Annotated in this window: 17 protein-coding genes; 7 read left to right on the forward strand and 10 right to left on the reverse strand. The window is 66.3% G+C overall.

The window, feature by feature from the left end; translation table 11 throughout:
• Window positions 1–15: 15 nt before the first annotated feature.
• Window positions 16–1,680: a CTP synthase gene (pyrG, locus tag AC5P5V_RS00670; protein WP_005416023.1), complete on the reverse strand. Its 1,665-nt coding sequence runs from the start codon at window positions 1,678–1,680 to the stop codon at window positions 16–18.
• A 400-nt stretch (window positions 1,681–2,080) separates the two neighbouring features.
• Window positions 2,081–2,314 carry a hypothetical protein gene (locus AC5P5V_RS00675; RefSeq protein WP_019658885.1) on the reverse strand — a complete coding sequence of 78 codons (234 nt, stop codon included), beginning with the start codon at window positions 2,312–2,314 and terminating at the stop codon, window positions 2,081–2,083.
• 170 nt (window positions 2,315–2,484) lie between these two features.
• On the opposite strand from AC5P5V_RS00675, the gene parE reads away from it, so the two are divergent.
• From parE to AC5P5V_RS00690, 3 genes are all read left to right on the forward strand, one after another.
• On the forward strand, window positions 2,485–4,374 hold the full coding sequence (gene parE / locus AC5P5V_RS00680; RefSeq protein WP_061478449.1) for a DNA topoisomerase IV subunit B: 1,890 nt from the start codon (window positions 2,485–2,487) through the stop codon (window positions 4,372–4,374).
• A gap of 126 nt (window positions 4,375–4,500) precedes the next feature.
• Window positions 4,501–5,079 carry a GNAT family N-acetyltransferase gene (locus AC5P5V_RS00685; protein ID WP_061478450.1) on the forward strand — a complete coding sequence of 193 codons (579 nt, stop codon included), beginning with the start codon at window positions 4,501–4,503 and terminating at the stop codon, window positions 5,077–5,079.
• Window positions 5,080–5,190: 111 nt separating this feature from the next.
• A complete protein-coding gene (locus AC5P5V_RS00690) occupies window positions 5,191–6,687 on the forward strand; it encodes a S10 family peptidase (RefSeq protein WP_134968045.1) in 1,497 nt (498 codons plus the stop codon).
• Between the two features lie 312 nt (window positions 6,688–6,999).
• Here the strand turns inward: AC5P5V_RS00690 and AC5P5V_RS00695 are convergent, their stop codons facing one another.
• Both AC5P5V_RS00695 and AC5P5V_RS00700 read right to left on the reverse strand, forming a co-directional pair.
• Window positions 7,000–8,121 carry an inorganic phosphate transporter gene (locus AC5P5V_RS00695; RefSeq protein WP_014646691.1) on the reverse strand — a complete coding sequence of 374 codons (1,122 nt, stop codon included), beginning with the start codon at window positions 8,119–8,121 and terminating at the stop codon, window positions 7,000–7,002.
• Between the two features lie 13 nt (window positions 8,122–8,134).
• Window positions 8,135–8,761, reverse strand: coding sequence for a DUF47 domain-containing protein (locus AC5P5V_RS00700; RefSeq protein WP_004152833.1), 627 nt, complete (start codon window positions 8,759–8,761; stop codon window positions 8,135–8,137).
• Window positions 8,762–9,053: 292 nt separating this feature from the next.
• Here AC5P5V_RS00700 and AC5P5V_RS00705 point away from each other — a divergent pair, with 292 nt between their 5' ends.
• Together AC5P5V_RS00705 and AC5P5V_RS00710 are read left to right on the forward strand one after the other, a co-directional pair.
• Window positions 9,054–10,358 carry a hemolysin family protein gene (locus AC5P5V_RS00705; RefSeq protein ID WP_005416017.1) on the forward strand — a complete coding sequence of 435 codons (1,305 nt, stop codon included), beginning with the start codon at window positions 9,054–9,056 and terminating at the stop codon, window positions 10,356–10,358.
• On the forward strand, window positions 10,342–11,001 hold the full coding sequence (locus tag AC5P5V_RS00710) for an exopolysaccharide biosynthesis protein (protein ID WP_053501113.1): 660 nt from the start codon (window positions 10,342–10,344) through the stop codon (window positions 10,999–11,001). Before AC5P5V_RS00705 ends, AC5P5V_RS00710 begins: the two co-directional genes overlap by 17 nt.
• Before the next feature lie 112 nt (window positions 11,002–11,113).
• On the opposite strand, the gene AC5P5V_RS00715 is transcribed toward AC5P5V_RS00710, so the two are convergent.
• The 4 genes from AC5P5V_RS00715 to AC5P5V_RS00730 form a co-directional block, all read right to left on the reverse strand.
• Window positions 11,114–11,611, reverse strand: a complete 498-nt coding sequence (locus AC5P5V_RS00715) for a pyridoxamine 5'-phosphate oxidase family protein (protein WP_134968043.1) — start codon at window positions 11,609–11,611, stop codon at window positions 11,114–11,116.
• 69 nt (window positions 11,612–11,680) lie between these two features.
• Complete coding sequence (locus AC5P5V_RS00720; protein ID WP_111127140.1) at window positions 11,681–12,676, reverse strand: LLM class flavin-dependent oxidoreductase; 996 nt, start codon at window positions 12,674–12,676, stop codon at window positions 11,681–11,683.
• 190 nt (window positions 12,677–12,866) lie between these two features.
• The gene (locus tag AC5P5V_RS00725) at window positions 12,867–13,634 is read right to left on the reverse strand and encodes a sulfurtransferase (protein ID WP_231352657.1); all 768 of its coding nucleotides are present in this window, start codon (window positions 13,632–13,634) and stop codon (window positions 12,867–12,869) included.
• A gap of 252 nt (window positions 13,635–13,886) precedes the next feature.
• A complete protein-coding gene (locus AC5P5V_RS00730; RefSeq protein ID WP_231352656.1) occupies window positions 13,887–14,252 on the reverse strand; it encodes a DUF6164 family protein in 366 nt (121 codons plus the stop codon).
• A 70-nt stretch (window positions 14,253–14,322) separates the two neighbouring features.
• Between AC5P5V_RS00730 and AC5P5V_RS00735 the strand changes: the two genes are divergently transcribed.
• Together AC5P5V_RS00735 and AC5P5V_RS00740 are read left to right on the forward strand one after the other, a co-directional pair.
• Entirely contained in the window at window positions 14,323–14,757 is a 435-nt protein-coding gene (locus AC5P5V_RS00735) for an FKBP-type peptidyl-prolyl cis-trans isomerase (protein ID WP_049414258.1), read from the forward strand.
• On the forward strand, window positions 14,744–15,991 hold the full coding sequence (locus AC5P5V_RS00740) for a TIGR03862 family flavoprotein (protein ID WP_134968042.1): 1,248 nt from the start codon (window positions 14,744–14,746) through the stop codon (window positions 15,989–15,991). The genes AC5P5V_RS00735 and AC5P5V_RS00740 overlap by 14 nt, the downstream gene beginning before the upstream one ends.
• Window positions 15,992–16,030: 39 nt before the next feature.
• Here AC5P5V_RS00740 and AC5P5V_RS00745 read toward each other — a convergent pair whose 3' ends face one another.
• Both AC5P5V_RS00745 and AC5P5V_RS00750 read right to left on the reverse strand, forming a co-directional pair.
• Window positions 16,031–16,492: a GNAT family N-acetyltransferase gene (locus tag AC5P5V_RS00745; protein WP_134968041.1), complete on the reverse strand. Its 462-nt coding sequence runs from the start codon at window positions 16,490–16,492 to the stop codon at window positions 16,031–16,033.
• Window positions 16,493–16,629: 137 nt separating this feature from the next.
• Window positions 16,630–18,252 carry an FMN-binding glutamate synthase family protein gene (locus AC5P5V_RS00750; protein WP_134968040.1) on the reverse strand — a complete coding sequence of 541 codons (1,623 nt, stop codon included), beginning with the start codon at window positions 18,250–18,252 and terminating at the stop codon, window positions 16,630–16,632.
• Window positions 18,253–18,292: the final 40 nt, after the last annotated feature.

Genomic DNA, 18,292 nt, shown 5'->3' on the forward strand with positions numbered 1-18,292 from the left:
GCCCCCATTCACAAGTCAGGCGCGCGCTTCGGAAAGCAGCTTGCCGCCGGCCTTGCGCTCGCGCGCGGCACGGATGAAACCGATGAACAGCGGATGGCCGTCACGCGGCGTGGACAGGAATTCCGGGTGCGCCTGGCAGGCCAGGAACCACGGGTGGGCGTCGCGCGGCAGCTCGACCACTTCCACCAGGGTGTCGTCCATCGACTTGCCGGCGATCACCAGGCCCGCATCTTCCAGCTGGGTGCGGTAGCGGTTGTTGAACTCGTAGCGGTGGCGGTGGCGCTCGGCGACCACGTCCTTGCCGTACAGCTCGCGGGCCAGCGTGCCCGGCTTCAGGCGCTGCTCCTGCAGGCCCAGGCGCATCGTGCCGCCGAGGTCGCTCTTGTCGTCACGCTTCTCGACATCGCCGCTGGCGGTGCGCCATTCGGTGATCAGGCCGATCACCGGGTTCGGCGACTGGCGATCGTTCTCGGTGCTGTTGGCACCTTCCAGCCCGACCACGTTGCGCGCGTAATCGACCACCGCCGCCTGCATGCCGTAGCAGATGCCGAAGTACGGCACCTGCTGCTCGCGGGCGAACTTCGAGGTCAGCACCTTGCCTTCGAAACCACGATCACCGAAGCCACCCGGCACCAGGATGCCGTCGACATCGGCCAGTGCGGCCATGTCGGTGCCTTCCAGGTCCTGTGCTTCCAGCCACTTCAGGTTGACCTTGGTGCGCTGGCGCAGGCCGCCGTGCTTCAGTGCTTCGCCGACCGACTTGTAGGCGTCCTGGTGATCGACGTACTTGCCGACCACGGCGATGGTCACTTCGTCCAGCGGGTGCAGGGTCGCATCGACCGCGTCTTCCCACATCGACAGATCGACCGGACCGGCCTTGTCGGCCAGCTTCAGCTGGTTCACCACGATTTCGTCCAGGCCCTGTGCATGCAGGCCGGACGGGATGCGGTACAGCACGTCCACGTCCGGCACGCTGATCACCGCACGCTCGGAAACGTTGGTGAACTGGGCGATCTTGCGGCGCTCCGAATCCGGCACCGCCTGCTCGGAGCGGCACAGCAGCACGTCCGGCTGGATGCCGATCGAGCGCAGCTCCTTCACCGAGTGCTGGGTCGGCTTGGTCTTCAGCTCACCGGCGGCGCCGATGTACGGCACCAGGGTGAGGTGCATGAACAGCGCCTTCTCCGGGCCACGTTCGGTGCGCACCTGGCGGATCGCCTCCAGGAACGGCAGCGACTCGATGTCGCCCACGGTGCCGCCGATCTCGACCAGTGCCACGTCGTAGCCTTCGGTGGCTTCGTCGATGCAGCGACGGATCTCGTCGGTGATGTGCGGAATGACCTGCACGGTCGCGCCCAGGTAGTCGCCGCGGCGCTCCTTGCGGATCACGTTCTCGTAGATGCGGCCGGTGGTGACCGAGTTCTTGCGGCTGAGGCGGGTTCGCACGAAGCGCTCGTAGTGGCCCAGGTCGAGGTCGGTCTCCGCGCCGTCGTCGGTGACATAGACCTCACCGTGCTGGAACGGGCTCATGGTGCCCGGGTCGACGTTGATGTACGGGTCGAGCTTCATCATCGTGACCTTCAGGCCACGGGCTTCGAGAATGGCGGCCAGCGACGCGGCGGCAATGCCTTTGCCGAGCGAGGACACCACGCCGCCGGTTACGAAAATCAAGGGAGTCATGGCTGCAAGCATCCTGTCTGGAAATGGAAAACGGCAGCACCACGCGCACCCGGAGGGCGGGCATGGTGCTCAGAGGGGGTTTTCCGGTTCGCTGTAGCAGCGAGGGAGGTGCGGATCCGTGCGGCGGCAGGCGCCGGACCGGAACCATCGTGCGAGGTCGGGGCGGCCGTGCCGGCCAAATCGACCGTCACCTGCGACCCGCCTTGCTGGAAGCCACGCTTGGCCGCTCCAGCCCATTCGCAAAGGGTGGACACGCACTTACTCCCGGAAAGCCATAGTTTACAGATTGATGGCCGCCAACCCAAGAGGCTGACGCCACGTTCCTAAAAAGAAACGCCCCGCTGAGCGGGGCGTTCCGGAGCGCAACCCTTGTCGCAAGGGCGCCTGGCAGGCCGCGGGATCAGCGCTTCTTGCGCGCTTCCTCTTCCTCTTCCTGCTGCGGGGCCGGCTGGCCCTGCGCCTTCATCTGGGCATTGGCCTGGGCCCGGCGCTTGGCCTTGGCATCGGCCTCGGCCTGGGCCTTGTCGGCCTGATCACCCTGTTGCGGGGCCGACTGGCCGGCGTTCTGCGCCACCACCAGCGGCACTGCAACAGCGGCAGCGGCCAGGATCGCAATGGTCAGCAACTTCTTCATGGAGTCCTCCTCGCGGTATGGCTTGGACGTTCTGATCCAACGGAGCGCCGGCGTTCAGATTCCAGCGGCTGCCATTTTACCCCCTCTGCGTCGCCGAGACTGAACCGCAGGCGTGCAAAATCCCGTGCCAGACCCCACACTTGCCCGTCGCTCCAAGCTTTCGAAGACAGATGAACGCCCGTTATAACGCCGCCGATATTGAAGTCCTGTCCGGCCTTGACCCGGTCAAGCGCCGTCCCGGCATGTATACCGACACCGCGCGCCCGAACCACCTGGCGCAGGAAGTGATCGACAACTCGGTGGACGAAGCCCTCGCCGGCCACGCCCGTTCGATCGAGATCACCCTGTACAAGGACGGCAGCGTGGAGGTCAGCGATGACGGCCGCGGCATGCCAGTGGACATCCATCCGGAGGAGAAGATCCCGGGTGTCGAGCTGATCCTCACCCGCCTGCACGCAGGCGGCAAGTTCAGCAACAACAACTACACCTTCTCCGGCGGCCTGCACGGCGTCGGCGTCAGCGTGGTCAATGCGCTGTCGACCCTGGTGGAGGTGCACATCAAGCGCGACGGTGCCGAACACCGCATCACCTTCCGCAACGGCGACCGTGCCACGCCGCTGGAAGTGGTCGGCAGCGTCGGCAAGAAGAACACCGGTACCCGCGTGCGCTTCTGGCCGGACCCGAAGTACTTCGATACGCCGAAGTTCGCGGTGCGCGCGCTCAAGCACCTGCTGCGCGCCAAGGCCGTGCTGTGCCCGGGCCTGACTGTGAAGCTGACCGATGAAGCCACCGGTGAAGTCGATACCTGGTACTACGAAGACGGCCTGCGCGATTACCTGAAGCTGGAGCTGGGCGATCGCGAGATGCTGCCGGCCGAGCTGTTCGTCGGCAGCCTGAAGAAGGACACCGAGGTCGTGGACTGGGCAGTGGCCTGGCTGCCGGAAGGCGAGCTGGTGCAGGAAAGCTACGTCAACCTGATCCCCACCGCCCAGCACGGCACCCACGTCAACGGCCTGCGTACCGGCCTGACCGAGGCGCTGCGCGAGTTCTGCGACTTCCGCAACCTGCTGCCGCGTGGCGTCAAGCTGGCCCCGGAAGACGTGTGGGACCGCGTGTCGTTCGTGCTGTCGCTGAAGATGACCGACCCGCAGTTCAGCGGCCAGACCAAGGAGCGCCTGTCCTCGCGCCAGGCGGCCGGCTTCATCGAAGGTGCCGCCCATGATGCCTTCAGCCTGCTGCTCAACCAGAATGTGGAGCTGGGCGAGAAGATCGCGCAGATCGCCATCGAGCGTGCCAGCGCGCGCCTGAAGACCGAGAAGCTGGTCGTCCGCAAGAAGGTCACCCAGGGCCCGGCCCTGCCCGGCAAGTTGGCAGACTGCATCAGCCAGGACCTGTCGCGCACCGAGCTGTTCCTGGTGGAAGGTGACTCGGCAGGCGGCAGCGCCAAGCAGGCCCGCGACAAGGATTTCCAGGCGATCATGCCGCTGCGTGGCAAGATCCTGAACACCTGGGAAGTCTCGTCCAACAGCGTGCTGGCCTCGGAGGAAGTACACAACCTGGCCATCGCCATCGGCTGCGATCCGGGGAAGGACGACATCAGCGGCCTGCGCTACGGCAAGGTGATCATCCTGGCCGACGCGGACTCCGACGGCCTGCACATCGCAACGCTGCTGACCGCGCTGTTCCTGAAGCACTTCCCGGCGCTGGTCGATGCCGGCCACGTGTTCGTGGCGATGCCGCCGCTGTTCCGCATCGACGTAGGCAAGCAGGTGTTCTATGCCTTGGACGAAGAAGAAAAGCGCTCGATGCTGGACAAGATCGAACGCGAGAAGATCAAGGGCGCCATCAACGTGACCCGCTTCAAGGGCCTGGGCGAGATGAATCCGCCGCAGCTGCGCGAGTCGACCATCCACCCGGATACGCGCCGCCTGGTACAGCTGACCGTGGACGATGGCGAGCAGACCCGCTCGCTGATGGACATGCTGCTGGCCAAGAAGCGCGCGTCCGACCGCAAGGGCTGGCTGGAGTCGAAGGGCGACCTGGCTTCGCTGGAAGTCTGATCCCTCGCGGGGTCGGATCCGTTTCCCGCCGGGAAAGGGATCCGACCCCATCCGCCCCGGGCATTCCGCCCCCATCGGCAAACCCGGCGGCGCCATAATGCGCGTCCATCCGCGTGGACCACCGTATTGGCCAGCCACTCGCTGCTGTTCCCCGACCTGCCGCTGCACAGTGCACGGCTGGTCCTGAGCCCGATCCGCCGTGACGACGCCGCCGCGCTGTTTACGCTGCAGTCCAATCCCGATGTGATGCGCTGGTGGAATCATCCGGCCTGGACGCGACAGGCCGAGGCGCGCGAGCAGATCGACGATGATCTCGCAGCCCATGCCATCGGTACCCAGCTGAAGCTGGCCGTGCGCGAATCACTGGAAGGTCCACTGCTGGGCATCTGCGTGGTGTTTGCAGTGGACCGCACTGCAGCCCGCGCCGAGATCGGCTACCTGCTGGCACCGGATCGCCAGGGCCAGGGCTACATGCACGAGGCCCTGCAGCAGGTACTGGCCTACCTGTTCGGCACCCTCCACCTGCACCGCGTGGAAGCCGAGATCGACCCGCGCAACGCACCCTCCGCGCACGTGCTCGAACGCCTGGGCTTCCGCCGCGAGGGAGTGCTGCGCCAGCGCTGGCGCATCCAGGGGGAACTGGCCGACTCGGCCGTCTACGGCCTGCTTGCCGATGACAAAGCGGCAGCCGCCCTGCCCGCTTGACCCAAGCTGGCCAATCGCGGCCGCAACGCCGGGGCCATGTCTTTGGACACATACGGCAAGGGCCGCCACCGGCCTAGCATCGGAATCCCCTTCCGCTGCCCAGCCGGTGCCATGAAGTCTCTGTTGCACACTGCCGCGCTCTGCGTCGGCCTGCTCATCGCCCCAGCCAGCGTGCTGGCCGCGCCTGATGCCGACGCCAAGCCCGATCCGAAAGACGACAAGACCGAGGCACCTGCGTTGCCCGCAGACGCCTCGGCCCGCCAGAGCATGCGCCTGGCCGGCCGCACCCTGGACTACACCGCCACCGTCGGCACCCTGCCGGTACGCGATGCCAAGGGCAAGGTGATTGCCGACGTGGTGTTCACCGCCTACACGATGCCGGGCAAGGACCGGCCGGTGACCTTCGCGCTCAATGGCGGCCCCGGTGCATCGTCGGTCTACCTCAACATGGGCGCGATCGGGCCCAAGGTGGTGACCTTCGGCTCCGAGGGTGACAGCGCGTCGGCGCCGGCCACGCTGCACGACAACCCCGGCACCTGGCTGGACTTCACCGATCTGGTGTTCATCGATCCGGTCGGCACCGGCTTCAGCCGCGCGCGCATCGGCGACGACGAAGCGAAGAAGGCGCTGTACAACCCCAGCGCCGACATCGAATACCTGTCACGCTCGATCTACGACTGGCTGCTGCGCAACCAGCGCATGGCGTCGCGCAAGTACCTGACCGGCGAGAGCTACGGCGGCTACCGTGGCCCGCGCATCACCCACTACCTGCAGACCCGGCTGGGAGTTGCGATGAACGGCCTGGTACTGGTCTCGCCGTACCTGAGCCCGACCCTGGAAGACAACGCCGATGTCTCGCCGATGGCGTGGATGCAGACCCTGCCGTCGATCGCCGCCGCGCACCTGGAGCGCCAGGGCAAGCTGACCGATGCAGCGATGCGCGACGTGGTGGAGTACACCCGTGGCGACTACGCCACCGCGTTGATGAAGGGCCGCAGCGATCCGCAGGCGACCGAGGCAATGCTGCGCCGGGTGACCGAACTGACCGGGCTGGACCCGCAGTTCGTGCGCCGTGCCGGTGGCCGGCTGGAAACCCAGGCCTACCTGCGTGAAGTGTTCCGCGACAAGGGCACGCTGGGCAGCCGCTACGATTCCAACGTGACCGCGTTCGATCCATTCCCGAACGATCCGGAGCAGCGCGCCAACGATCCGCTGCTGGACAGCATCATTGCGCCGACCACCACGGCGATGGTCGACTTCGTGACGCGCGTGGTCGGCTGGAAGGTGGATGCGCGGTACCAGGCGCTGAACTACGACGTGAACCGGCTGTGGGACCGCAATGGCGAGCTGCGCGATGGCGCGGTGACCCAGCTGCGCCAGGCCGTGGCGATCGACCCGAACCTGCAGGTGCTGATCGTGCATGGCTGGAATGACCTGTCGTGCCCGTTCATGGGTTCGATCCTGACCGTGGACCAGATGCCGACGATGGGCAGCAATCCGGACCGGGTGCAGGTGCGGAGCTACCCGGGCGGGCACATGTTCTACAGCCGGGCGGACAGCCAGGCGGCGTTCCGGAAGGATGTGCAGGCGCTGTTCCAGCGTAATTGAGGGGTTCGGCCGGGCCTGCGGCCCGGCACCCGCTGACTGCAACGGCAACTGCAACTGCAAAAGCTGGCTTCCTGAGGGCTGGCGAGGTGGGGTGGGGTTGCAGGACACGCCGTGAACCCGTCCATGGGGGCTCGATGGCGCCATCCATGGCGCCAACGGTCCTGCAACCCCACCCCACCCCGCCGCTGACAGTTTCCGGGCGCTTGTGGGGCGTGGTCGATCGTCTGCTGTTGATGCAGAAGCATTGTTTCTCCCATGAAAAAAGCCCGCCGGTAGTCGGCGGGCTTTTTCGTGTGCACCTTGGCGTGGCGATCAGGTCCAGCCGAACAGCTCGAACAGCTTCAGGATCAGGTACGCACAGCCGCCTGCCGCGGGAATGGTCAGGATCCAGGCCCAGACGATGCGCTCGATCACGCCGAACTTCAGCGAGCGCGGGTTCTTGGCGAAACCGACGCCCATGATCGCGGTGGAGATGCTGTGCGTGGTCGAGACGGGCATGCCGAAGTGGGCGGCCAGGGTCAGGATGGTGGCCGAGCTGGTCTCTGCGGCGAAGCCGTGGATCGGGTGCAGCTTGACCATCTTGTGGCCCAGGGTCTTGATGATCTTCCAGCCACCCGAGGCGGTACCGGCAGCCATCACCACCGCACAGGTGAGTACGATCCACATGGCGATGCCGTCACCGGCGTGCGCGTCCGGGTGCATGAAGGCCAGCCAGGACGGCAGATCGTTCAGTGCGCCGGTGGCTTCGGCACCAATCAGGGTCATCGCGATGATGCCCATGGTCTTCTGCGCGTCGTTGTGGCCGTGGGCGAAGCCCATGTAGGCCGCCGAGGCGATCTGCGCCTTGCCGAAGAAGGCATTGACGATGCGCGGACGGGCCAGGCGGCCGATGGCGCCACCGATCTTGGCCAGGCCGGCGATCAGCGCCCACAGCAGCACCATCACCACGATGCCGAGCAGGAAGCCGGCGATCGGCGAGGTGATCATCGGCACGAACACCTTCCACAGCAGGCCCTTGTTCTGCGCCCAGCTGCCCAGGCGCTCCGACCAGATCAGCGCGTCCCAGTTGTTGTGGGCCGCGGCCAGGCCGGCACCACAGAGGCCACCGATCAGGGCGTGCGAGGACGAGGACGGCAGGCCCTTCCACCAGGTGATCAGGTTCCAGATGATGCCGCCCAGCAGGGCGCACAGGATCACCTGCGGAGTAACCTCGACCACGTTGGTGTTGAGCAGGCCCGAGGCGATGGTCAGCGCCACCGCCGTACCGGTCAGCGCACCGATGAGGTTCATGAAGGCGGCCAGCATCACCGCCCAGCCGGGCGAGAGCACCTTGGTCGCCACTACGGTGGCAATGGAGTTGGCAGTGTCGTGGAAGCCGTTGATGAACTCGAAGACGAGCGCGGCCAGGATCACCACCAGGACAAGGGTCAACATGCGGCGGCGTCCGTCAGCTGTTCTTCAACACGATCTGGTACGCCACCACGCCGGCCTCGCGGCAACGGTCGATGGCCTTTTCCAGAATCTCGAAGAATTCCTTCAGCAGGAACATCTGCAGGTTGTCCAGGCGACCGGAGTAGATGTCGCGGTACAGCTCGAGCATCAGGCGGTCGGCCTCGTTCTCCAGTGAGCGCAGCTTCTCGTTCAGCGCGGTCATCCGGTCCAGGTTCATGTGGCGCAGGTCGGCCACCATCTCCACCACCACGCCGGCGGCCTGTTCCAGCATCGCCGCGCGCGGCGCGAAGTCGATGTGCTCCAGGTGGGTCGTGGCCAGCGAATAGCGATCGGCGAACTTCTCGATCTGCTTCGGAATCTTGTACAGGGCCGAACCCAGCGCTTCGATGTCTTCGCGCTCGATCGGGGTCATGAAGCTGTCCACCAGCGCCTGGCTGATCTTGTCCGAGGCCGCGCGTTCGCGCAGGCGGGCCAGCTTGAAGGCGTCCAGCGCGGGCTGGCGGTCGGCCTCGCGCAGCATGGAATGCAGCGCCTTGGCGGCATCGGAAGCCGCGACGGCAGCCTCATCGAGCAGGGTGTAGAACTGTTTGCCGGAACCGAAAATGGTCTGCAGAGAGAACATTGAGAAACCTGTCAGCCGTCGCGGGAAGGACGGCACCAGAGCGAATTATGACGGCTAGATGACCATCACGGGTATCCCCGCGCCCTTTCCGGGCTCTGGGACCCCCAACCTGAACAGGCGGTTGCCACCCTGCCACGCCCCTTTGCTAAGATGCCAGCGCGCCTCCGGGCGCACCTTATGGACGACGACCCTTATCCCCCTGCGCCGCGCCGGACCCTGTTCCTGAGCGCCAGCCGCCATCGCAAGCACCCGCCCTCCCTGCCACCAACCGGGGACGACGCCCGTGTTTGAAATGATCCTGATTGTCTTCGCGCTGGTTCTACTGAACGGCTTCTTCGCCATGTCCGAGATGTCGGTCATGACCTCGCGCAAGAGCCGCCTGAAGCAGATGGCCGCCACCTCCAAGCGCGCCGCCAAGGCGCTGGAGCTTTCGGAGAAGCCGGAGAGCTTCCTGTCCACCGTGCAGATCGGCATCACCGTGATCGGCGTGCTGACCGGCTACCTCGGTGGTGATGCGATCGGCGACGCGATCGCCGGCTGGCTGCAGGGCCTGATGCCCGGCTTTGCGTACGCGCGCGAAGTGGGCACCGCCCTGGCGGTCTCGCTGATCACCTTCATCACGCTGATCTTCGGCGAACTGGTGCCCAAGCGTCTGGCCCTTACCCGCTCCGAGGCCATTGCCGGCCTGGTCGCGATGCCGATGAGCTGGCTGGCCAGGCTGGCCCTGCCCTTCGTCTGGCTCCTGTCCAAGACCACCCAGCTGGTACTGAAGGTGCTGGGCCTGGGCAAGGACGAGGCCGCGCAGGTGACTGAAGAAGAGATCCGGATGCTGGTGGCCGAGAGCCACGAAGCTGGCGTGATCGACGCCCACGAGCGCGACATGATGAACCGCGTCATGCGCCTGGGCGACCGCACCGCCGACAGCCTGATGACCCCGCGCAACCGCATTGCCTGGCTCGACACCCAGGCCGGGCTGGAGCGCAATCTGGACATCATGGCCGAGCACGAGTTCTCGCGGTACCCGGTGTACCGCGACAACGACATGGACGTGGTCGGCGTGCTGGAGCTGAAATCGCTGGCCACGCGCATGGCGCGCGGCGACAACGCGCTGTTCCAGACCCTGCGCGAACCGCTGTACGTGTCCGAATCGACCCACGCGATGAAGCTGCTGGAGATCTTCCGCGAGGAGCAGCAGTCGATGGCGCTGGTGGTGGACGAGTACGGCGAGATCCAGGGCCTGGTGACCATCAGCGACCTGATGGGCGCCGTGGTTGGCCGCCTGCAGGCGGTGGAGAATGCCGATGAAGACGCACTGGTGGTGACCCGCGAGGACGGCTCGCTGCTGGTCGACGGCTCGCTGCCGATCGAGGACCTGCGCGAGCTGATCGGAAGCAACGACCTGCCCGATGCCGAGGATGGCGACTACTACACGCTGGCCGGCATGTGCATCCATTACTTCGGCCGCATCCCGCACGCAGGCGAGTACTTCGACTGGGCCGGCTGGCGCTTCGAGGTGGTCGACCTGGACGGCGCGCGGGTGGACAAGCTGCTGCTGCGCACGTTATCCGACGAGCAGGCCGATGAGCTCACCGCCTGAGGCCGGCCAGGGCCAGGGCGCGCAGCGCCCGACCTACCGCAACGAGGGCATCCGCACCCTGCTGGAGATGTTCGCCTCCGGCGATCCTGCCGAGCACATGCCGCTTGGCCAGATCCTCAGCAACCTGCAGCAGAGCGCGTTTGGCGTGTTCCTGTTCGTGGCGATCCTGCCCTCGTTCATCCCGATCCCGGGCATGGGGGGTGCGGTCAGCGGCCCACTCGTGGTCCTGATCGGACTGCAGATGCTGTGTTGCCTGCGCCGGCCCTGGCTGCCGGGTTTCATTGCCCGACGCGGGCCGAAGCGCGGCACCATGCACCGCTTCCTGGACCGTATCGATCGCCCGTTGCGGCGGCTGGACAGGATGCTGAAACCTCGCCTGCCGCAGTTGCTGACACCGCTGCCCGCGCACGCCTTCAGCGGCCTGCTGCTGGTGCTGCTGGGCATCCTGCTGTCATTGCCGATTCCGTTCACCAACTTCCTGTTCGGCTTCCAGCTGCTGCTGTTCTCGCTGGCGCTGCTGGAGCGCGATGGTGCATTGATGCTGTTCAACTGGATCGCAGCGCTGGTGGCGATCGCGTTCTTCGGCTTCAGTTCGGGGCAGCTGGTGGGCTATACAGTGGAACTTTTCCAGCGCTGGTTCTGAAGCGGCATCCGGTAGAGCCGGCCGATGACCGGCTGCCACGTTTCCAGGGTCGCCGGCCAACGGCCGGCACTACCGGCATCCGCTAGATCCACGCAACGCGTGGATGCGGCAATCACCGAAGGTCGACGAATCCGTTGTCCGCCAGCGGTGCCGGATCGTCCTGCACCGCCGACAGCACGAAGTTCAATGCCTTGCCCAGCAAGGTGCCCGGGCCATCCCAGTATTCGGCGCTATCGGCGCGCACGTGGATCAGCCGAAGGTTGGGGTCTTCCTTGCCGGCGGGGAAGAACAGCTTCATCGCCGGCGACCACAGCTCTTCGATCTTCGCGCGATCATCGACAACCCGCGCCCGCCCCGCCACAGACACATAGGTGTTCTTCGATGGCGAGGCATAGGCCACATTGACGCGCGGGTCGAGCGCGATCTCAGCCACCTTCGGGCTGTCGGCGGTGATCACGAACCACAGGTCACCGTCGAAGGCGACCTGCTGGGTGGCCAACGGCCGGCTGTAGAGCCGCCCGTCGACGCCGGTGGTGGTGAACATCGCCACCTCCACGTCCTTGATCAGTTCAGCCAGCTGGGCAATGTGTTCGGCACGGGTCTCGGCCATGGTGGGAACTCCAGAAAGGGGAGCTCCCATCAGACGCGGATCGGCCGCAACGGGCCGTGACGCGATTGTTCAGCCCGCGTGGCGGCCATGCCAGGCGTTCATCGCCAGCTCGAAGGAACGCAGGCGCGCACGGTGGTCATACAGGTTGGCAGTGAGCATCAGCTCGTCAGGCTTGTGCCGCTCAACGAAAGCGGCGATACCCTCGGCCACCTGCTGCGGATCGCCCAGTACAGTGCAGGCCAGGGCCCGTTCCACGCCGAGCTTTTCGTGCGGCTCCCAGAAGGCTTCAATGTCGTCGATCGGCGGCGGGATCTTGCCCGGCCGGCCGCGGCGCAGGTTGACGAAACTCTGCTGTTGGCTGGTGAACAGGCGACGCGACTCGGCCTCGCTGTCGCTGGCAACAACGTTCAGGGCCAGCATCGCGTGCGGCTGCTTCAACGTGGCCGAGGGGCGGAATTCGCGGCGGTACACCGCCAGCGCTTCGTCCATCACGTCCGGCGCGAAATGCGAGGCGAATGCATACGGCAGGCCCATCGAGGCGGCCATGCGTGCGCCAAACAGGCTTGAACCGAGGATCCAGGTCGGGACCCGCAGGCCACCCCCCGGAACGGCCTGCACCGCCTGTCCAGGCTGGACCGGCTCGAAGTAGTGCAGCAGCTCGCGCACGTCCTGTGGGAACTGGTCGGCGCTATCGAAATAGCGGCGCAGTGCACGCGCGGTCGGCTGATCGGTGCCCGGCGCACGGCCCAGGCCAAGGTCGATGCGGTCCGGATACAGCGAGGCCAGCGTTCCGAACTGCTCGGCCACCTGCAGCGGGGCATGATTGGGCAGCATGATGCCGCCCGCGCCGACACGGATGCGCCGGGTGCCACCGGCAACATGGCCGATCAGCACGGCGGTGGCGGCACTGGCGATGCCGGGCATGTTGTGGTGTTCGGCCAGCCAGTAGCGGCGGTAGCCCAGCGCATCGGCATGCTGCGCCAGTTCCAGCATGTTGGCGAAGGCGGCGGTGGTGTCACTGCCCTCGCAGACCGGGGCCAGGTCAAGGATCGACAACGGGATCATCAGGCGGTTTTCCGTCACAGGATCACCCCTGCATGGGGGCGGACGGGCGCAGCGGCCAGTGACGGTGGCGGGATGCTGATTCCCGTAGGGCAGGTTCAGCGCCCACCGGATCGTGGAGCCGAGCCCATGCTCGGCTGCCTTTCGTCGACCAACAGCGGCCGAGCATGGGCTCGGCTCTACAGAAATGCAGTCAGAACGCGCTGGGGCGCGGTTCGGGCAGCGGCTGGTCGACCATCGGCTTCAGCTCGGCATCCAGCGCCACGCGCTCATCGAACACGAAGCAGCGGCCTTCGTAGCCTTCGCCACCCACCTCCTCGAAGTAGCCGAGGATGCCGCCATCGAGCTGCAGCACATTGTCCATGCCGTCATTGACCATCCACAGCGCGGCCTTCTCGCAGCGGATGCCGCCGGTGCAGAAACTGACCACGGTGTTGTCCCGCAGCGCATCGCGATGCGGCGCCAGCGCCTCGGGCAGGTCGGTGAACTTGCGGATGGGCAACACCAGCGCATCCTTGAAGGTGCCGTACTCCACTTCCTGCAGGTTGCGGGTATCGAGCATCACCACCGGCTTGCCGGCATCGTCATGCCCCTGCCGCAGCCAACGCTGCACGGTGGCCGGATCGACCGACGGTGCGCGCGGATAGTCCAACGGCTGGCCGTCATCGCGACGGAAGCTGATGATCTCGTCCTTGACCTTGGCCTTCAGCCGCGCGAACGGCTGGTGCTCGCTCAGGCTGGTCTTGACCCGCATGCCGGCGAAACGCGCATCGGCACGCAGCGCTGCATAGAAGCCCTCGACCGCCTCCGGCGCCCCCGCCAGGAACAGGTTCAGCCCCTCGCCGGCCACCAGGATCGTGCCGCGCAGCTGCGCCGTCCCGGCACGGGCCAGCAGCTGGTCGCACAGGGCCTGGGGAGCGTCGATGACGGCGAAATGATAGGCAGCGGTATTGGCGATCATCCCGCCATTTTAGCGCCAGACCGCCCCAGGGTCAGATTTACCCGTTCATCCACGGATGGCGTGGATCAACTTCAGATCGCGGGAACTGTCAGAAGCGTGGCGGTTTGGGTAGGCGGGACCGTTTGATCTGGCCCCCAAAGATGGGTTTACGGCATGACCCGCCTGCCCACACCGCCGCGCCATCCCACGGAAACCCGCTTCTGACGTTGCCGTTGCCTCTGCGGGTGCCGGGTGCAACCCGGCCGAAACCCGTTACCCCCGCAACAGCAGGAACGGCAGCAGCACCAGCGCCGCCGCGCCGGCCATCGCCAGCAGCACCAGCACCACATAGGCCGGCCGGCGCCGGAACAGGCTGCCAAATGTCTCCGCCGTCCCCTCGCGCAATGCCTGCTCGCGTTCAGCCCGCACGCGCACGCCGCGCGCCGCCTGGTACTCCGCCATCAGCGCCTTCCCACGCGGATGATCAGCGTCGTCGCGCAGCCACAGGCCACCATTGGAAATGCCCCACGGGCTGGGTTCGGTGCGATACCAGGCGATGCCGTGCTGATCGAGCAGCGTGCAGACATCGGCATATTCGTCGTCGCCGACATTGCGCAGATTGAGCAGGAGTTTTGCCATGGCCCCATGATACCCGGCGCCGATGCGCTACCCTTGCCGCCCTCGCCCCGCGCCCTTCTGGAGACGCCCGATGCGCCGCCTGCTGCTTCCCCTGCTGCTGTCCCTCGCCGCCGCTGGCTGCTCGACCGAACCATCCGGCCCGCCGCCCGGCGGCACGCTGACCACCTTCGAGCGGATCGATACCGTGCCCGGCACCGGCGCCGAAGCCATCGCCGGCAGCAAGGTCACGGTGCACTACACCGGCTGGATCTACGACAACCGTACCGAGACCAGGCACGGCAAGACCTTTGACAGCTCCTTCAAGCACGGCGAGCCGTTCACCTTCGCGCTCGGCGCCGGCCAGGTCATCCGCGGCTGGGACGAGGGCGTGGCCGGCATGAAGGTCGGCGGCAAGCGCACGCTGATGATTCCGCCGGACTACGGTTACGGGGACCGCAAGGTCGGCCCGATTCCGGCGGGCTCGTCGCTGGTGTTCGACGTCGAGCTGCTCGATGTCAAACCGTAATGCCGCCATGCCCCATCGGGTCGTCGTCATTGGCGGCGGCCCGGCCGGCCTGTTCGCCGCCGAACGCCTGCGTGCCGCTGGGCTGGAGGTCGACCTGTACGAGGCCAAGGGGTCGCCTGGCCGCAAGTTCCTGATCGCCGGTAAGGGCGGGCTCAACCTCACCCATTCCGATCCGCGGCCGTTGTTCGACAGCCGCTACCGCGAGCAGGCCGCTGTGGTCGGCAGCTGGCTGGACGGCTTCGACGCACAGGCACTGCGTGACTGGGCCGCTGGCCTGGGCGTGGAAACCTATGTGGGCAGCTCCGGCCGCGTGTTCCCGGTCGACCGCAAGGCGGCGCCGCTGCTGCGCGGCTGGGTGCGCCGGTTGAAGGATCAGGGTGTGCGCCTGCATGCCAACCACCGTTGGATCGGCTGGAGCGACGACGGCGCCCTGCGCTTTGCCACTGAGGCGGGGGAAATCGATGTGCACCCCGATGCCACGGTACTGGCGATGGGCGGCGGCAGTTGGCCGCAGCTGGGCAGCGACGGCGCCTGGGTCGTGCCACTGCAGGCGCGTGGCGTGGACATCGCGCCGCTGCAGTCAGCCAATTGTGGCTTCGACGTGGACTGGACGCCGTTCTTTGCCCAGCGCAATGCCGGCGCACCATTGAGGCCGGTGGTCGCGCACTGGATCGACCTGGCTGGACAACCGCGGTCGCTGCAAGGCGAGTGCGTGGCCAGCGAATACGGCATTGAAGGCAGCCTGGTCTACGCGTTGGCCGCCGACCTGCGCGAGACCATCAACCGCGATGGCCACGCAATGCTGTGGCTGGACCTGGTGCCGGGTCGCGACGAGGCGCGCCTGCTGGCCGACCTGTCACGTCCGCGCAAGGGCCGAAGCTTCGGCGAGCACCTGCGCCGCCAGGCGGGTCTGGATGCGGTGAAGGCCGCACTCGTGTTCGAGATTCTTGGCAGGGAGGCCGGCAACGACCTGCCGGCTGTGGCCGCCACGCTCAAGCACCTGCCGCTGCGCCTGCTGCGCCCAAGGCCGATGGCCGAGGTGATCAGCACCGCCGGTGGCGTGCGCCTGGATGCGCTGGATGATGGCCTGATGCTGCGGGCCGTTCCTGGCGTGTTCTGCGCCGGTGAAATGCTGGACTGGGAGGCCCCCACCGGCGGCTACCTGCTGACCGCGTGCTACGCCAGTGGCCGGCGTGCCGCCGAGGGCGTGATCGGTTGGTTGGCCGGGCGGTGACGCCTGCCGTGTAGCGTCGAGCCCATGCTCGACGGCACATCACCACGGCCTGCGCATGCTCACCGAGGCCAACGCCACACCGCTGGGATGTGCATAGGCTTCCTCACCCACGCTGACAAAGCCCTGCCGTTGATAGAACGGCACGGCGTTGAGCGAGGCCGACAGCACCACCTCGCGCTCACGATCAGCCATCGCCAGCAGGCGCTGCATCAGCGCCCGGCCAATGCCCAGGCCGCCATGATCCGGATCGACGAACAACGCATCGACTTCATTGGCATCGACATCAAAGACGCCGAAGCCGAGCAGGCCACCCTGCCCGTCCTCGGCCACCACGCAACCGCCCTGCCCCAGCAACCGCGCATACTGCGACGGTGGCGGCGAGGCCGACCACGGTGCAATGACCTCGGGTGGGTAATGGCTGCTGCAGGTCTCGCGCACGCAGCGCGTGCGCAACGCCCACAACATGGCCACGTCATCCATGGTGCCGGTCCTGAACTGCATGACATCTCCTCGTAGAGCCGAGCCCATGCTCGGCTGTTCTTCGTTCCGACCTCGCGATGACTGATCGAAAGGCAGTCAAGCATGGCTTGACTCTACAGCAAGGCAGCCGAGCATGGGCTCGGCTCTACAACATCACGCTACCGCGACTTGCTGGCGCGCAGAGCCTGGATCTTCGGCGGCGGCTGGAACGAGTCGCTGCGCGCATCGGCCCAGAATGCATGGAACACCGCATGGTCGGGCACCTTGTGCAGCAGCTCGCCCGGTTCCAGGTAGCGGTAAAGCGACGCCAGCGAACGGATTTCCACCGGCGACACGCGACGCAGGATGTGCTCCGGCCCCAGCTCGGCCGGATCGTTCAGGCCCGCCGCGCACAACAGTTCCTTCAAGGCATGCAGCGTGTGCTCGTGATAGCTGTACACACGGGTGGCCTTGTCCGGTGCATCCAGATGCTTCCAGCGCGCAGGGTCCTGGGTCGCGATGCCGGTCGGGCATTTGTCGGTGTGGCAGCTCAACGACTGGATGCAGCCCAGCGCGAACATGAAGCCTCGGCCGGCATTGCACCAGTCGGCACCCAGCGCGATGGTGCGCGCGATGTCGAACGCACTGGTGATCTTGCCAGCGGCGCCGATGCGGATGCGCTCGCGCAGGTCCAGGCCGACCAGGGTGTTGTGCACCAGCAGCAGTGCTTCATGCATCGGTACGCCGACATGGTCGACGAATTCAGCCGGCGCCGCGCCGGTGCCTCCCTCGGCACCATCGACCACGATGAAGTCCGGCAGCAGCCCGGTTTCCTGCATCGCCTTGGCGATGCCGAACCATTCCCAGGGGTGGCCGATGGCCAGCTTGAAACCGACCGGCTTGCCACCGGACAGCTCGCGCAGCCGGGCCACGAACTGCAACAGTTCGACCGGCGTCGAGAATGCCGAGTGACGCGACGGCGATACGCAGTCCACGCCCATCGGAACACCACGGGTCACCGATATTTCGGCGGTCACCTTTGGTGCCGGCAGCACGCCGCCGTGGCCCGGCTTGGCACCCTGCGACAGCTTGATCTCGATCATCTTGACCTGGTCGTGGGTAGCGTTGGCGACGAAGCGCTCTTCGCTGAAACCACCCTTCTCGTCACGGCAGCCGAAGTAGCCCGAGCCGATTTCCCAGACCAGATCGCCGCCCATCTCGCGGTGGTAGGGCGAAATCGAACCTTCGCCGGTGTCGTGGTAGAAGCTACCGCGCCGCGCACCTTCGTTCAGTGCGCGGATCGCGTTGGCCGAGAGCGAACCGAAGCTCATCGCCGAGATGTTGAACACGCTGGCCGAATAAGGCTTGGCGCAGTTCGGCCCAATCAGCACGCGGAAATCATGCTTGGCAATGGAGGTGGGAGCCAGCGAATGGTTGATCCACTCGTAATCCACCGCATAGGTACTGCGCAGGGTACCGAACGGCACCGTGTCCATTTCGTTCTTTGCGCGCTGGTAGATCAGCGCACGCTGCTGGCGCGAGAACGGCACGTCCTCCAGGTCGCTCTGCACGAAGTACTGGCGGATTTCCGGGCCGATTGATTCCAGGCCATAGCGGAAATGCGCCATCACCGGATAGTTGCGGCGCAGCGTGCTGCGCTTCTGCAGCAGATCCCAGGTCCCCAGCGCCACCATCGCGGCAGTCAGGCCGACGCCCCAGTACCAGGCCGGCCAGATCGTGGCCAACCACAGGCAGATGGGAAACATCAGGATGGCGAGCAGGTAGACGATATACCGGTGCATGGCGTTCCTTGGTTGCAACTGCCTGCGAGTCTACCGCGCC

Source organism: Stenotrophomonas sp. YJH_SMC_130 (assembly GCF_059369035.1).